Origin of the sequence: Flavobacterium defluvii (assembly GCF_900129555.1) — a bacterium.
GTDB classification, from domain to species: domain Bacteria; phylum Bacteroidota; class Bacteroidia; order Flavobacteriales; family Flavobacteriaceae; genus Flavobacterium; species Flavobacterium defluvii.
In genome coordinates, this window is record NZ_FQWC01000005.1 from 77,598 (window position 1) to 93,830 (window position 16,233).

The window sequence follows — 16,233 nt, forward strand, 5'->3', positions numbered from 1 at the left end:
CCTTCGTCGAAATGACAGAAAAAATACAATTACATGAAAAAAATATTTTACCTGTTTTTCCTTTTTTCAATCTCTTCATTTTCACAAGAAATTGCATTGCTAAAATACAGCGGCGGGGGCGATTGGTATGCAAACCCAACCTCTTTGCCTAATTTAATTCGTTTTTGCAATTCGACAATTAATACCCGAATAAAAGCAAAGCCTTCGACAGTTGAACCAAGCAATCCTGACTTGCTTTCGTATCCTTTTGTGCACATGACCGGACACGGAAATGTGGTTTTTAGCGATTCTGATATTGCAAATCTTAGAAATTATTTAAACGGAGGCGGATTTCTTCACATCGATGATAATTACGGAATGGATCAATATATTCGAAAAGAAATCAAAAAGATATTTCCAAATAATAATTTAGTTGAGCTTCCGGCGAGTCATCCAATTTTTCAAAAACCTTTTCCTTTTCCGAACGGATTACCAAAGATTCATGAACATGACGGAACCCGTCCGCAGGCTTTTGGAATTTTTGTAGAAAACAAACTGGTTTTATTATACACATACGAATGTGATTTGGGTGATGGCTGGGAAGATGCTGAAGTACATAACGATCCGGCAAATGTTCGCGACAAAGCTTTAAAAATGGGCGCCAACATTATCAATTATATTTTTACAAATTAAAATTAAAAAAGTGCAGCTTACTCACGAAGAAAATCAATTTGAGCGAAAAACATTTCCAATAACTTTAGTTTGTGATCATATTTATTTCCAGCAGAATATTGGTTCACTTTTTAGAATTTCTGAAGCATTTGGCGTCGAAAATATTATTTTTCTTGGAAAAGATATTCCGCTTACACCTAGAAAAATTAACAAAACTTCCCGCAGTACACATCTTCATGTACCACATCAGATTGTCGAAGAAACTTCAGAATTAATTGATTATCTAAAACAAAACAACTTCGAAATCATTGCTTTGGAAATTACAAGCAACAGCAAACCTTTAAAAGAAGTTATAATTCCAAAAGATAAAAAAACGGCACTTTTAATAGGAAGTGAAATCGATGGCATTTCGGATGAACTTTTAAAAATCTGCGATCAAATTGTACACATCAATATGTTTGGAAAAAACAGCAGTATGAATGTGGTTCAGGCAGCCAGTATTGCGCTTTATGAGATCACTGCTTTGAGCCTTTAACACAAAAAATTGATTTTCAAAAAAAAGTAGAAATACGTAGGAAAAACGTTAAAATTAGAATAAACATTTTGCCAAAAGGTTAAATTTTGATCTAATTATAGTTTTTTTACTCCTAAAATACTCATAAATAAGAATTTACTTCATAAAAATAATTTTAACTTTTTTGTAAGAACTAGACTATATAAGGGATCGCAAAATTCTCCAAAATAATTTCATATAAAAATTTGGCTACAAAATGTTTTTGTTATAAAATTGCGATCTGGTTAACCAAAACTAATATTTTATAACAAAAAACCCCGTTAATTATGAAAAAAGTTATTATTACCGCAATTACAGCGTTGGTGCTGTTTTCTTGCCAAAATGATCAATCTGAAGGAACAAATTCAGATGCAGCTGCAAAACCAACTCTTCGTACTTGCGCTAGTCAGGACGTTTTAGAAGCTCAATTAAAAGCTGATCCTACTTTGGCTATTAGAATGAACGAAATTGAAGCTTACACAAACAAAGCGTTACTTACAGGAAAACTTGTAAATGGAAAAATCCAAATTCCTGTTGTAGTAAACGTATTGTACAGAACGACTGCAGAGAATATCTCAAACACACAAATTCAATCTCAAATTGATGTTTTAAACAAAGACTTCAATGCTTTAAACTCAGATTACAACAATGTTCCTGCTCTTTTTGCCGGTGTAAAAGCAAACGTAGGAATCTCATTTGTTTTAGATCAGGTTATTAGAAAATCTACAACTAAAACTTCTTGGGGAACAAATGATGCTATGAAAAAAACAGCTCAGGGTGGTTTAGCACCAACTTCTCCAACAACAAAACTTAACTTATGGTCTTGTACTATTGGAGGCGGAATTTTAGGTTATGCGCAATTCCCTGGAGGATCTTCTTCTACAGACGGAGTTGTAATTGATCCTAAATATTTCGGATTATCTGGTTCTGCAAATGCTCCTTATAACTTAGGAAGAACTGGTACTCACGAAGTTGGACACTGGTTGAACTTACGTCACATTTGGGGAGATGCAACTTGCGGAAGCGATTTAGTATCTGATACTCCAACTCACAACACTGCAAACTATGGTTCTCCTGCTTATCCTCACTACAGTACGTGTTCTGGTACTCCGGTAGAGATGACAATGAACTACATGGATTATACTGATGATGCTGCAATGTATATGTTCTCTACAGGACAGAAAAACAGAATTGCTGCAATTTTCGCAAGCGGTGGTCCAAGAAATTCTTTTGCACAGCCTTAATTAAAAGAAATGCATTATAGAAGCGAGATGAAAACATCTCGCTTTTTTTTGTTATCTGTAAAATTTTAAAAAGCTTTTTCCTATTTTTATAGTCTAAAATTTTAATATGATAACATCAAAAACTATTTCTAACGGGATTTTAAGAGCACTGGCTACAATCTTAATAATTGGTATTGTTTTATACTTTTTATACGAAATACAAACTGTAATTGTTTATCTGTGCATTTCGTTAATATTGTGTCTGATATCTAATCCGTTGGTTTTATTTTTAAAAAATAAATTAAAATTCAGAGATTCTTTTGCCGCTACAACTGCCATTGTAATTTTTATTTTATTATTAATTGGTTTTATCTTTTTATTTGTTCCGTTGATTATTTCGCAAGCCAATAATTTATCGCTTTTAGACACCAATCAGCTGCAGGCACAATTTATGGAAACAGAACAAAGTATTGAAACCTATTTTAATGTTCAGCACTTTGATCTTAATAAAGTTTTGAGAGATTCTAAAGTCACTTCAATGCTGAATTTCAGTTACTTTACAGGTTTCATCAATTCAATTTTAAATTTTATGGCCGATATGGGAATGGGACTCGTTTCTGTATTTTTCATTACTTTTTTCTTTATAAAAGATCAGGATGATTTTAAATCGACAGCCAGAAAATTACTTCCGGATTCAAACGAAGACAAAATTTTAAATTCTATTACCAAAATAAACCACATGTTGACCCGCTATTTTATTGGGCTTTTACTTCAGTTAACAGTTGTGTTTATTTTGTATCTTATCGTTTTGGTTATTTTTGGAAACAAAAATGCTTTTGTTATTGCGTTTTTATGTGCCGTTCTAAATATTATTCCATACATCGGTCCGATTATAGGGACCATTTTGGCTGCGCTTTTAACAATGATAAGTTTAATTGGGCAAGATTTTAGATCCGAAATTCTGCCAACCACAATTTATGTCGTAATAGGTTTTTTATTGGTTCAGGCGATTGATAATAATATAAGTCAGCCTATAATTTCATCAAAAAGTGTAAATTCGCACCCGCTGGAAATATTCCTCATTACTTTAATCAGCGGTATTCTGTTTGGAATTGTCGGAATGATTATTGCAGTACCGCTTTTTACAATGATAAAAGTAATTTTAAAAGAATTCTTTCCAGACAATAAAATCATATCTGTTTTAACCGAAAGAATTTAGCTTTGAACACTTCTATTTTAAGTAAAAACATTCAGGAATTTATTACGCAGAATAGTAGTGAATCAATAACAAAATTAGCGCTTCAAAAAAATCCGTTTCCGGAAGTGGAATGGATTTTAATTTTAAACCAAATTGAAGCAAAGGCAAAAGCCAAAGACAAATTACCAACCTGGTTTTCGACCGAAAATATTATTTATCCCAGCAAAATTTCTGTTGAGCAGACTTCTTCTGAAAAAACAGCGGCTTACAAAGCATCTTTAATTTCAGGAGAAAGTTTAATAGATCTTACCGGAGGCTTTGGGGTCGATGATTTTTATTTCTCTCAAAAATTTAAAACCATTGCACATTGCGAAATAAACGAAGATTTATCAGCGATTGTAAAACATAATTTTGAGCAGTTAAAAGTTCAAAACTGCCGTTTTTATGCTGATGATTCTGCCAGCGTTTTAAAAGAATCAGAAATAAAATGGGATTGGATTTATATTGATCCTTCGCGTCGAAATGATACAAAAGGCAAAGTTTTTATGCTGAAAGACTGTCTGCCAAATGTACCGGAATCTTTAGATTTTTATTTTGAAAAAACCGATTCTATTTTAATAAAAACAGCACCTTTACTTGATATTTCAGCAGGCTTATCAGAATTAAAATTTGTAAAAAACATTCATATTATTGCGCTTGAAAATGAAGTTAAAGAATTGCTTTTTGAAATTCACAAAGATTATTCGGGCAAAATAACTTTAAAAACAGCCAATATTTTAAAAGACAAAATTGAAACGTTTGAATTTATTTTAGACCAAACTGAATTTCCATCTTACAATTTTCCTCAAAAATATCTTTACGAACCCAATTCGGCCATAATGAAATCAGGAGGATTTGATGAAGTAAGCACTTTTTTCAAAATAAACAAACTTCATAAGCATTCGCATTTATATACTTCAGAAGATTTAATTGATTTTCCGGGACGTCGTTTTGAAATAGAAAAAGTGATTTCTTACAATAAAAATGACATGAAAAATGAGCTGCAAAATCAGCAGGCAAACGTGACAACCCGCAATTTTCCTGAAACAGTTGAGAACATTCGCAAAAAATGGAAAATAAAAAATGGAGGAAATAGATATTGTTTTTTTACAACAGATAAAAATGAAAGCAAAATAGTTTTAATTTGCAGAAAAATAAACTAAAATGAAACAACTAATTACCCTGACTCTTTTTTTATTAACCTTTACCGCATTTGCTCAAAAACCTTGTGAATACAGTGCCAACGTAACGGACTCAATTGGAACTTATAAAGTAACAAACGAATATTTAATTAGTGAAAAAAACTTTGGCGGAACTTTTAGTTATGTTTTCTTTTCGCTTGCGCAGACTGATGGTTTACCTACTTTAAACTTACAGCTTATTCAAAAAAGTAAAGACTTTTTGAAAGCAAATTGTTTTGATAAAAACTCAAAAGTGTATTTACAATTAGAAAACGGAAAAATTGTAACACTTCTTCATATTAATCAGGAAAACTGCGGAACTTTAATTCGCGACGACAAAGGTTTTGATAATCGCGTTAATACAGGAATTTTCATGTTTATGAAAGATAATTATGAAGATTTGAAAACTTCTCCTGTTTTAATTATGCGAATTAAATACCTGACTGATGTTGAAGATTATATTGTAAAAAGAGAATTAGTTTCTGAACTGAACGGAAAAACGTATCAGCCCAATACGTATTTCATGCAGAATATCAGATGCGTTGAATAATTATTCGCAATTCCATTTTTGGTTAGAAACCGTATCTTTCAATCCGGTTTTTAAATTATAATGCCACCATTCTGAATCAAACGAATTGAAACCGTTTTGGATCATTATTTTTTTAAGAAATTTTCGGTTGGCTAAAATTTGTTTAGAAAGCTTAGTATAGTTGTGGCCGGCCTCGGGACCAAAAAAGTCAAAAGCAGTTCCCATATCAACTTCTTTTCCGTTTGCATCAACTATAGAAATATCAACGGCTCCTCCTCTATTGTGGATGGAGCCTTTTTTTGGATCGGCTACATACTCAGGGTTCGATACAATTTCCCACATTTTCTTTTGGATAGACAAAGGTCTGTAGCAATCGTACAGCTTTATTTTATATCCTTTTTTCATAAAATCCTTATTGGCTTCAACCAAAGCTTTTACGGTTTTTAAACGCAGAAAACATTCTGCACAATCATATACTTTGGCTTTCAGAAAATTATCTTCCGTGGCATATTTCATATCATAAACAAAATCCTTGCTGTAATCTTTTAAGTTTACAAAAGTTGTGTCTTCAATTTTATGCTCTACAGGTTCTGCATAAGCTTCATTTTGTGCTTTCGCAGAAACTATTCCCAGAAAGAACATTAACAAAACTGAAGTTTTAATGAAATGTAACATAAAGTTATAATTTGAGTCTATAGTAAAGTAAATATATAAATTTATAATTAAATTCGCTCAACTGAAAAACTAACTGATTATGAATAACAAAGCATTATTTTTATTTCTGAGTTTATTTTTTATTGTTTGTCAAATTTCTGCACAACAAACAAAAACAGCCAAATTAGCCAATACAGAAAGTGATTACGATATTCAGGACAGTGTTTCAATAAAAACCAGAGATGGTGCCATATTATCGGCAATGGTTGCCCGAAAAAAGAATGACGAAACTCCAAAACCGGTAATTCTTCAATATACAATTTATGTTCGCGATACGGGTAGAGATCTTAAATCTATAAAAGAATCTGTAGATAAAGGCTACATTGGCGTAATAGTTTATGCAAGAGGAAAGCGTTTCAGTCCAAACGAAATTAATCCGTATGAAGATGAAGCCAATGATGTTTATGATGCCATTGACTGGATAAGCAAACAAAATTGGTGCAGCAGAAGTATCGGGATGTACGGCGGAAGTTACAACGGATTTACACAATGGGTGGCCTGTAAAAAACTGCATCCGGCACTTAAAACTATTGTTCCTGCTGTGGCTAACAGACCCGGAATGGGACTTCCGATGGAAAATAATATTTTCATAAACCCAAATTACGAATGGGCTTTTTATGTTGGAAATAATAAATATCTTGATACGGTTACCAATAATAACCGACCACGTTTTAGAGGTTTAAAATTTAGATGGTGGGAAGCCGGAACAGCCTACAAAACTTTAGACAGCATTGACGGCGAACCTAACCGATGGTTTCAAAAATGGATAAAACATCCGTCGTTTGACGCATACTGGCAAAAAATGGCACCTTATAAAAATGATTTTTCTCAGATCAATATTCCGGTTTTGGCTTTTGACGGTTATTATAATGATTCTCAAAATTCGAGTTTGTATTATTTAAAAGAACTTCAAAAATACAGTCCAAAAACGCCTTTTTATTTAATAATTGGCCCTTACGGACATTTTGGAACACAGATTGGCGGCGAAGCGGTTATAAATGATTACAAAGTCGATGCAAATGCTCTGTTTGATATTAAAAAAATTACCTATCAATGGTTTGACTATATTTTGAAAAACGGAACTAAACCTGATGTTTTAAAAGATAAAATCAACTATGAAGTTATGGGCGCCAATGAATGGAAAAGCGCACCATCATTTGAAAAAATGCACAATGATTTCCTGACTTTTTATTTGACAAATAATAAAACCGGAGATTTTTATCTGGCCGATTCTAAAAAACCAAAAAAGAAAGAATTTTTATCGCAGGAAGTTGATTTTAAAGACCGACAAAACAGCAATAATAATTACTATCCTAGTCCGATTATAAAAAAAGAAGTCAATACAAATGATGGCTATTTCTATATGAGTGAACCTTTAAAAGAACCTCTTATTGTAAATGGATCTTTTTTAGGCGAAATCAAATGCAGCATCAATAAAAAAGATATGGATTTGGGCGTTACGCTTTATGAAGTTACACCAGAAGGAGAATACTTTCATTTATCTTATTACATTGGGCGTGCGAGTTATGCAAAAGATATTGAGAAAAGGCAATTGCTGGAACCTAATACAATAGAAACAATTTCGTTTACCAACACTCATTTTGCCAGCAAACAATTAAGAAAAGGAAGCCGTTTATTAATTGCTGTTACCATCAACAAAAATCCTTTTTCGCAATTGAATTACGGAACGGGAAAAGATGTGAGTGACGAAACAATTCTGGATGCAAAAGAACCTTTGCAGATAAAATGGTACAATGATAGTTTTGTAAAAATTCCGGTTTTAAAATAGTTGTGACCCCGGAGGGATTCGAACCTCAAATCTCTCCCGTCATAAAAATATTCTCATTGACACCTTTGTTTTTCAGCATTCTAAAATGCGATCGCACGGCATGATAAAATGGATAGGAAGTATATGGAAGATCATATTCTTCGGCGTAACGAATTATGATGGGCGTTATATACGGATAATACGTATGCCCAACTCCCGGGAAAAGATGATGTGCTACGTGGTGTGTAAAACCTCCGTATAAAAAATTAGCCAGTTTACTATTGGTACTAAAATCCTTAGTGACAATCATTTGATGAACCGCCCAGGTTGCCGAAAGATTTCCTTCATCATCCGTTACGGGAAAATGTGCGTCTTCGTCAACATGTGTCGAAACAAGTGCTACGACTCCCAAAACACTTCCGCATAAATGCATTGCAAACCATCCTGCCAATACGATATACCAAGGCTGATTTAAAACAAGCATGGGTATAAAAAGTATGTAAAACAGATTTATAATTTTTGCGGCAAATAATATAAAAATTTGTTTGACAGGAATATCGTCAACAACCTTTTTGACATAATTATTTTTGGTTCCAAAAAAGTCTTTAAAATCACGTATGTACAACCAATTCAGACTATAAAGCGGATAGATAAACCACATATAAATATGCTGGTATTTATGGTAATTAAACAACGGACTGTTTGGAAAAATTCGAATGATATCGCTTTGTTTAATGTCAATATCCCAATCCGGAACGTTTGGATAAGCATGATGAAGATTGATATGTCTTCGCATCCAGAGCCAGTGGTTACTTCCAAAAAGTTCTAAAACATACAAGAACCATTCGTTATACTTTCCTTTTTTAAATAATGCTCCATGTGCAGCGTCATGAAAAGCGTTTATAAAAAGCACAATCATTGTAAAACCGGATAAAATATAAAAAAGAAAAAGTAATGATGTATTGTTACCAAAAAACAAAATACAACCATAAAATAAAAAAAACACAACCAAAAGACCTAATGACTTTACAACATTTAACAGGTATAATGATGAGTTTTGTAGAACAGTTTCGTTTACTTCTGTGCGCAGCTTCTTAAAAAAATCATCAGAACCAGCTTTTAGATAAACCGGGCGTTTTAATTTTTCCATAATCGATATTGCTAGAAATTGTAATACCAAATTTAATAAAAAAAAGTTAAAATATATGATTTTCAGATTTTTACAACAAACAAAATGTAAGTAAATTAAAATATTTTATTACTCAAATTTTAATCAATAAAAATGCTCATCTATATTATTTTTATCTTGATCAAAAAAATTGAGAGTTTTATTTTAGGCTATAAAAATTAAACTAATCAAAATCATTACTTTAGTAAAACAAAAGCAAAACGAATCTTATTAAATCTCATCATTAACTGCCTTAAACAAATGAAAAAAATAAATTTTACACTGCTTATTCTTGTATTACTTATAAGTAAATCGAACGCACAAATCCAAACCTATTATGATACATTGTCTGTTGGTAAAATAAAACAGATTATTTCTTATAAAGGAAACCAAAACAACCCTATTATTTTATTTTTACACGGAGGTCCGGGCAGTTCGAGAATGAATCAGGCTGAGACTTTTACAAATAAACTTCAGGATCATTTTTTAGTCGTGCAATGGGATCAGCGAGATTCCGGAAAAACTTTGGCTTTAAACAAATCTTCAGTTCCAATCACACTCGAATTAATGGAAAATGATACTTATGAAGTGATAAAAATTCTTCTAAAAAAATTCAATAAAAAGAAGCTTTTTCTCGCTGGAGAATCGTGGGGAACTGTATTGGGTTTTAGTATGGCCGAGAAACATCCCGAACTTTTAAATGCTTATATTTCGATTAGTTCCGTAATCGATCAAACAAAAAGTGAACAGCTGCTGCTTGATAAATTAAAAGTAGATGCTAAAGATAATCCTGCTGCTTTAGAAGAATTAAATGCAGTAAAAATTCCTTTTGAGAACTACAACCAGATATTTTATTCCAGAAAATGGATGTTTTTTTATGACGGACAGCCTATTCCCGATGAAAATCTTCCTGCTATAAAAGAGTATCTTAAAGGCTGGGGTGAAACCTGGATGCCAACGTGGAATGCCGCTGTAAAACAAAATCTTTTTACAGAACTTCCAAAAGTAAAATGTCCGGTTTATTTTTTTGTTGGAAAAAAAGATTTTCAGACTAATTATACTATTGCCGAAAAATATTTTGAATACCTAAAAGCACCGAAGAAAAAAATATATCTATATGAAGATGCGGGACATTCTGTACTGATGGAAAAACCTGAAGAAATTCAAAAAATAATTATTGAGGAAATTTCTAAAAATCAGGAATAAATCTTTTAGGCAAGACCAAAATGAGGTTTTAAATTGTACAATTTGTTGCAAAAAAGCCCATCAAATACACATCATTCTGTATACATTTTCTTTTAAATTATACATAAATAAAGGGCTTTATTAAATATTAATTAAATTGATACTGCCATTTAGAAAATAGTCTAAAAATTTTCCTTTTTGTAATTTGCTGGTAAAATCAGTAAAGTTTAACTTCAAGATTTATTACTAAATATGTCAAAATTCAGTAAAAAAATAAGATATGTCCTAATAGTACTGTTTATTTCTATTATGGCTTATAGTAAACCTATAATTTATGTAAATCAGGTTGGTTTTGATCCAAAGAGTCCAAAAATAGCCATTATTGGATATCCAACAGATCTTGGTGAAGGTAAAACTTTTGATATTATTGATACTAAAACTCAAAAAACAGTATTTACAGCTTTTGTTGGAAAAGCTCAGAATGTTGAAGACTGGAAACTTGGTGAAAAATTTTATCAAGCCGATTTTACGTCTTTTGAAAAACCGGGAAATTATAAAATCTCTTTCAAAATTGCAGATCAGATTTATACCTCAGCAAGTTTTTCTATTGAAGAAAATATATTGGCTAAACGCACTATTTCTGCCATTGTACATTATTATAATAAGCAGAGGGCCAATACTCCAGAAGAACTTGAAGCCGATAAAAACATGCTTTTATACGGAAGTGCAAAAAAAGTAGACGTGCACGGCGGCTGGTGCGATGCATCCGGAGATGTTAGTAAATATTTTTCGCATTTGGCTTACGCTAATTTTGTTTCTCCACAGCAGACACCTTTAGTTACGTGGTCACTAATCAATACATCTGAGACGCTTTCGAAACAACTTGTACAGTGGAAAATAAAAGATTCGTTAGACAGCGAAGCCTTGTGGGGAGCCGATTATATGATGCGCTGCTTATCTGATGAGGATTATTTTTACATGATTGTTTTTAGCTATTTTGATAAAAATCCTTCTGCCCGAAGAATTGTAGGCTTAAAGGCTAATAGTGTAACTACAGATGAATATCAGAGTGCTTTTCGCGAAGGCGCAGGAATGGCAATAGCTTCATTAGCCAGAATATCGCAATGGAAAAAAAGCGGCGATTTTACCTCAAAACAATATTTAGACGGAGCTAAACGTGCTTATGCGCATCTTTTAATAAACAACACAAAATATGATGATGACGGAAAAGAAAATATTATTGATGATTATTGCGCTTTAATGGCTGCAACCGAATTATGGATTGCTGCCAATGATACTTTTTATAAAGATGAAGCCAGAAAATGGGCTCACAAACTTGAAAACCGAATGACTGACAAAGGCTGGTTTGTAAGCAACGACAGCAATCGCCCGTTTTGGCATGCTGCCGATGCAGGTTTACCAATCGTGGCTTTGACTCGTTATTTGAAAAAAGAAAACGACAGCAACGAAATAAAGACGGCTAAAAATGTTATTAAAAAAGCTTTGGAATATAATTTGGCTGTTACCAATAATGTAGAAAATCCGTTTGGTTATGCACGCCAAAGTTTCCTTTTTAATAACAAAGTACAAGATGGATTTTTTATTCCGCATGATAACGAAACCGGCTGGTGGTGGCAGGGCGAAAATGCAAGATTAGCATCGCTCGCAACGGCAGCGGCAGAAGGTGCAAAAGTAATTTCTGTACAAAACAACGGTTCTAAGAAAAACCCACTTGATTTATATGCATCGCAGCAATTATCATGGATTTTAGGCTGTAATCCTTACTCTGTTTGTTTTTTATATCAGTTTGGAGAAACAAATGTGCCTTATATGCATTCTAATTATGGTCATGGTTCTGAAAAAGGCGGAATCTCAAATGGTATTACGGGTAAAGAAGGAAATGCAGACGGTTCCGGAATTGATTTTAAAATGGATGTTGAAGGTAACGACGAATGGCGCTGGACAGAACAATGGATTCCGCATTCGGCTTGGTTTTTACAAGCGATAACGGCTTTGGCATCAAAATAAAAGTTAACAATGAAAAATTTCTTAATTATAATAATGACAGTTTTCTTCTTTCAGGGAAACTGTCATGCCCAGTCTTCAAAAAAATCAAAATTTAAAGCTTTGGTTTTGTATGAAAACGGCGGGCATCATCTTGCATTTTCTCAGGCTGCAAAACCATGGCTTAATAAACTGGCTGCAGAGAGCGGTTTTACAATTGATTATATCGAAAATACGGCAAAAATTAATGATGCTTTTTTAAAACAATATAAAGTTTTCATTCAGCTGGATTATCCTCCGTATACCTGGAGCGAAGAATCTATGAAAGCTTTTGAAAAATATATCAACGACGGCAAAGGCGGATGGATTGGTCTTCATCATGCAACTTTGCTGGGCGAATTTGACGGTTACCCGATGTGGCAATGGTTTTCTGATTTTATGGGCGGAATACGATTTAAAAATTATATAGCCACTTTTGCAAATGCTAAAGTAAATATTGAAGATAAATCGCATCCCGTTACAAAAGGAATTCCGACAGATTTTTTAATTCAAAAAGAAGAATGGTATACCTATGATAAAAGCCCAAGAGGAAATGTTCATGTTTTAGCTTCGGTTGACGAATCGACTTATAAACCCAATTCTGAAATAAAAATGGGCGATCATCCTGTAGTTTGGACAAACGATCATTTTAAATCCCGAAATCTGTATATTTTCATGGGACATTCGCCTGAATTATTTGAAAATGAAGCTTACACTACTCTTTTGAAAAATGCCGTTCTTTGGGCTTCGGGTAAAAAATAATTTAAAAAATGCCCATATTTTCAGGTTTAATTGTAAAACCTAAACGTATCATGCTTTTGTGTTCCTGATAATCAATTAAACTTTCGGTGTAACCTACAAACCATTGTAGTGTGACATAATAGTTCTCATCTCTATAGGGCTTCCAGTTTAATTGTGTCTGCAAAGATCCGTAATTGATAAGACCGCTGCCTTTTCTAAAAAGAATATCGGCACTCCATCTTCCGGGTTTTATCTGGTAAGTCGCACTTGCTTCGCCATATCCAACATATTTCGTCAATCCGGGATTATCTTCTTTATCAACCAGCGGAATCCATCCTCTAATGCCAACGGTCCATCGTGGAGAAACTTGCGACTTTAATGAAAAAGCCAGCATATTCCACGTTCTGGAATATATAGAATCCCTTCCGTTTGATTCGTGTTCTAAAGAAATCGTACCATAAGTAAGTCTTCCGCCTTTTAAATAAAACGGACGAACGATAGCAATGCCGGGATTAAAATTAATTTCTGAAAATGGTTTTGAGCTTGCATAAATATCCCAAAATGCTTTTTGGGTATACATTAAATACGGAAAAAATCCACCCCATAAAGGTTTTGAGTTTAACCGAAGTTTAAAACTAACCTGATACTTTACATCGGCATTATTTCTTGTAACAGCTTCATTTAATGGCATTCCGGTTAAAAAATAATTATCACGGTGAACCGAAAAACTATGTTCTTTTAGCAGCGAATCTGCCGCACGGAAATTTTTCTTTTCTTCTACAATTTGTGAATTTGCTTTGATTGAAAATAACGCAAAGCAGATTAATAGATATTTTAAGTACATTTATATAATTTAAATTCGGGTTTTTATTACCCCTAATCGTAAATGTACAGAATTGAAATTATTGCTATTAACTCAATAAAAACAAGAATTGTGCTCAAAAAATTTACTTATTCTATTTTTAGCGCATACCAGCCAAATGCACGCAGTCTCATTTTATAAAATGAATCGGTTAATATTTCTTCTACATCTTTCCAGGCATCTTCCATTATATTTTCTGCTTCTTTGCGGCATAGAGACAGCGCATCGCATTCTTCCAGTAATTTAATAACAGAACCTATTACTGTTGTATCTTTTGGCATTGTTTGAATTGTTTTCCAGATATATTCGCGTTTGTCCAAAGGGAGTAAACCCATTGCTTTTGCAACAGGCATCGTTATTTTTCCTGCTGTAATATCTTCTCCTTTATCTTTAAGATTATTTTCGTATCCTTCTAAATTTAGTACATCGTCAACTATTTGATACGCAAGACCTATGGCTTCAAAATAATTGGCCAGCGCTTCAATTTGTTCCGGTTTTCCTCCACCAATTATTCCTCCTATTTTGGCTAAAGTACAAGCAGGCGCAGCAGTTTTTAAACGATGAATGGTATAAATTCTTTTTTCAAGTATTGAGCTGTCTCCGCTGCTAACCGCATCTGGCATAAGTAAATGAAGTCCGCTTATATCCAACCCCTGACCTGCATGTGCAGCTCTCATCATCTCAAAATAAAGCTCGTAGATTTTTAAACGAACATCATCTTGAATTAATGATTTTTTCACGACTAAATCTCCGAGAAAATAACAGGTATTTCCGGCATTAATTGCAAGAGGTTCCCCATAAAGATGATGCAGAGAGGTACCGCCTCTTCTTGTATCTGAACTATCCTGTACATCATCTACAATTAATGACCCCGAATGAATAAGTTCCGGCATGGCCAAAATATCAATAAAAGGCTGTGAGTTTCCGCCAACGGCATCAATACAAGCAAGCAGTACATACGATCTCCAGGCTTTTTTACTTCTGTCTACTATTTCTCTAATTGGTTTAATAACTGAAGTAACATATTGTTCTTTATCGACCGGACTAAAAAAATCAATTCCCACCGGACTATTAATGAGTTTATGAAACTGATCATCTGTTGGGTTTAATGGCAATAGCGATTCTACCACATTTTGGGTAATCTTTCCTACTCCTTTTAAGAAACTTTCAATACTTTCTTTTGTATTAAATCCTGTTCTTTCTGAATAACCTACACCTGTCACGCCGGCTCCCATAAATTTTCCTGAAGCTTTAATACTTCCTTCCCAAAATGCAGGCATCGAAAGAGTTGTAATAAATTCCTGTTCAGGAAAATCAACAGTAACAAACATCGAAACATTAAAACTGGGAATTTCAAGTTCCCACGAAATGGGATACGATATAAAGGTTCTCGAACTTGTCCAGTATTCTACAGGTGTATAGGAGTAATCTTCAACGCTTATTCTTTTACCTTCATTATCAATTATAATTCCGGTACCTCCGGCATATTCTCCATTTTTAGTATTATCATAAAGATCATACAGCGACATTTGAAAACCATTATCCAGTTGCAGCGATATCCAGTCCCATGACATATCATGTCTAAAATCCCTAACTGCAGTTTCATCTCCGGATTTACTAAATTCATGATCATACCAGCCGCTGCCTTCTACCTGATAAGACTTGCCGTCAATGTAAATTTCGCCGTTTACTTTGCATTTTGGAATAAAATAATAAAACATATCTTCTTTCCAGATACCATACAATTCTCCCTGATTACCGTGACGAACGGGTTCAATTAAAGGAATAAATTCGAGTTTACACTCTATTTTGTCTAATGGATTATCTAGTACTAAATGATAATTACCATTTTGATCTTTTTTAAAAGAATTTTGATCATATTCGAGGGAAAGATTGTCAAGACTTACATTTGCTTCTTCTTTAAGAAGTCTATCCGGAAACGGCACATTTCCTTTTGAATATACTTCTTTTAGTGCGCGATAAAACTGTTTATTAATGGTTTCTTCTTTCTTACTGAGAACTTTAAGAGATTCTGCAGGCATACTTGGATCGACAAGCGAGTCTGTATAATATTTTTGATTGACTTTATCAGATAAAGCCCAAATTATAAAATGGGCATATGAATAATCATCTTCGTCTTCGTCTTTTTTAGATGCTAGTCTAAAAAACGATGCAAATAGAGAAAAGCGGTCACCATCCTTAGATATTATATGACAGTTTTGATACCACCATTCGATTATAGCACCACGGTGCGGGAGATCATGAATGTTTAAATCAATTTTTCCTTCTTCAGGCCAGGTTGAAGGACGTTGATCCAGAATAACTTTTGCATTTTTTTCCTGAGGATTCATTTCATTTTTCATGGTTTCAGTCGTATT

Annotated in this window: 14 protein-coding genes; 10 read left to right on the plus strand and 4 right to left on the minus strand. The window is 33.4% G+C overall.

Annotation, left to right across the window (positions count from 1 at the left end; translation table 11 throughout):
• Positions 1 to 33 precede the first annotated feature (33 nt).
• From BUC29_RS12390 to BUC29_RS12415, 6 genes are all read left to right on the plus strand, one after another.
• Positions 34 to 672 carry a DUF4159 domain-containing protein gene (locus BUC29_RS12390; RefSeq protein WP_073416493.1) on the plus strand — a complete coding sequence of 213 codons (639 nt, stop codon included), beginning with the start codon at positions 34 to 36 and terminating at the stop codon, positions 670 to 672.
• A gap of 10 nt (positions 673 to 682) precedes the next feature.
• A complete protein-coding gene (locus BUC29_RS12395; protein WP_073416494.1) occupies positions 683 to 1,186 on the plus strand; it encodes a TrmH family RNA methyltransferase in 504 nt (167 codons plus the stop codon).
• A 305-nt stretch (positions 1,187 to 1,491) separates the two neighbouring features.
• Positions 1,492 to 2,448, plus strand: a complete 957-nt coding sequence (locus BUC29_RS12400) for a zinc metalloprotease (RefSeq protein WP_073416495.1) — start codon at positions 1,492 to 1,494, stop codon at positions 2,446 to 2,448.
• 106 nt (positions 2,449 to 2,554) lie between these two features.
• The gene (locus BUC29_RS12405) at positions 2,555 to 3,646 is read left to right on the plus strand and encodes an AI-2E family transporter (protein ID WP_073416496.1); all 1,092 of its coding nucleotides are present in this window, start codon (positions 2,555 to 2,557) and stop codon (positions 3,644 to 3,646) included.
• Between the two features lie 2 nt (positions 3,647 to 3,648).
• Complete coding sequence (locus BUC29_RS12410) at positions 3,649 to 4,827, plus strand: THUMP-like domain-containing protein (protein WP_073416497.1); 1,179 nt, start codon at positions 3,649 to 3,651, stop codon at positions 4,825 to 4,827.
• A gap of 1 nt (position 4,828) precedes the next feature.
• A complete protein-coding gene (locus tag BUC29_RS12415) occupies positions 4,829 to 5,395 on the plus strand; it encodes a hypothetical protein (RefSeq protein ID WP_073416498.1) in 567 nt (188 codons plus the stop codon).
• Here the strand turns inward: BUC29_RS12415 and BUC29_RS12420 are convergent, their stop codons facing one another.
• Entirely contained in the window at positions 5,396 to 6,049 is a 654-nt protein-coding gene (locus BUC29_RS12420; RefSeq protein ID WP_073416499.1) for a M15 family metallopeptidase, read from the minus strand.
• Positions 6,050 to 6,128: 79 nt separating this feature from the next.
• Between BUC29_RS12420 and BUC29_RS12425 the strand changes: the two genes are divergently transcribed.
• Positions 6,129 to 7,877 (plus strand): CocE/NonD family hydrolase, encoded by a 1,749-nt coding sequence (locus tag BUC29_RS12425; protein ID WP_073416500.1) that lies wholly within the window; start codon positions 6,129 to 6,131, stop codon positions 7,875 to 7,877.
• A gap of 25 nt (positions 7,878 to 7,902) precedes the next feature.
• Here the strand turns inward: BUC29_RS12425 and BUC29_RS12430 are convergent, their stop codons facing one another.
• Complete coding sequence (locus tag BUC29_RS12430; RefSeq protein WP_073416501.1) at positions 7,903 to 9,006, minus strand: fatty acid desaturase family protein; 1,104 nt, start codon at positions 9,004 to 9,006, stop codon at positions 7,903 to 7,905.
• 279 nt (positions 9,007 to 9,285) lie between these two features.
• On the opposite strand from BUC29_RS12430, the gene BUC29_RS12435 reads away from it, so the two are divergent.
• From BUC29_RS12435 to BUC29_RS12445, 3 genes are all read left to right on the plus strand, one after another.
• Positions 9,286 to 10,230, plus strand: coding sequence for an alpha/beta fold hydrolase (locus BUC29_RS12435; protein WP_073416502.1), 945 nt, complete (start codon positions 9,286 to 9,288; stop codon positions 10,228 to 10,230).
• Positions 10,231 to 10,461: 231 nt separating this feature from the next.
• Positions 10,462 to 12,237, plus strand: a complete 1,776-nt coding sequence (locus tag BUC29_RS12440; RefSeq protein WP_084538641.1) for a glycoside hydrolase family 9 protein — start codon at positions 10,462 to 10,464, stop codon at positions 12,235 to 12,237.
• Between the two features lie 9 nt (positions 12,238 to 12,246).
• Positions 12,247 to 13,014, plus strand: a complete 768-nt coding sequence (locus BUC29_RS12445; protein WP_073416504.1) for a ThuA domain-containing protein — start codon at positions 12,247 to 12,249, stop codon at positions 13,012 to 13,014.
• 1 nt (position 13,015) lies between these two features.
• On the opposite strand, the gene BUC29_RS12450 is transcribed toward BUC29_RS12445, so the two are convergent.
• Together BUC29_RS12450 and BUC29_RS12455 are read right to left on the minus strand one after the other, a co-directional pair.
• A complete protein-coding gene (locus BUC29_RS12450) occupies positions 13,016 to 13,837 on the minus strand; it encodes a phospholipase A (RefSeq protein WP_073416505.1) in 822 nt (273 codons plus the stop codon).
• 107 nt (positions 13,838 to 13,944) lie between these two features.
• Positions 13,945 to 16,218: a polyprenyl synthetase family protein gene (locus tag BUC29_RS12455; RefSeq protein WP_073416506.1), complete on the minus strand. Its 2,274-nt coding sequence runs from the start codon at positions 16,216 to 16,218 to the stop codon at positions 13,945 to 13,947.
• Between the last annotated feature and the right edge of the window lie 15 nt (positions 16,219 to 16,233).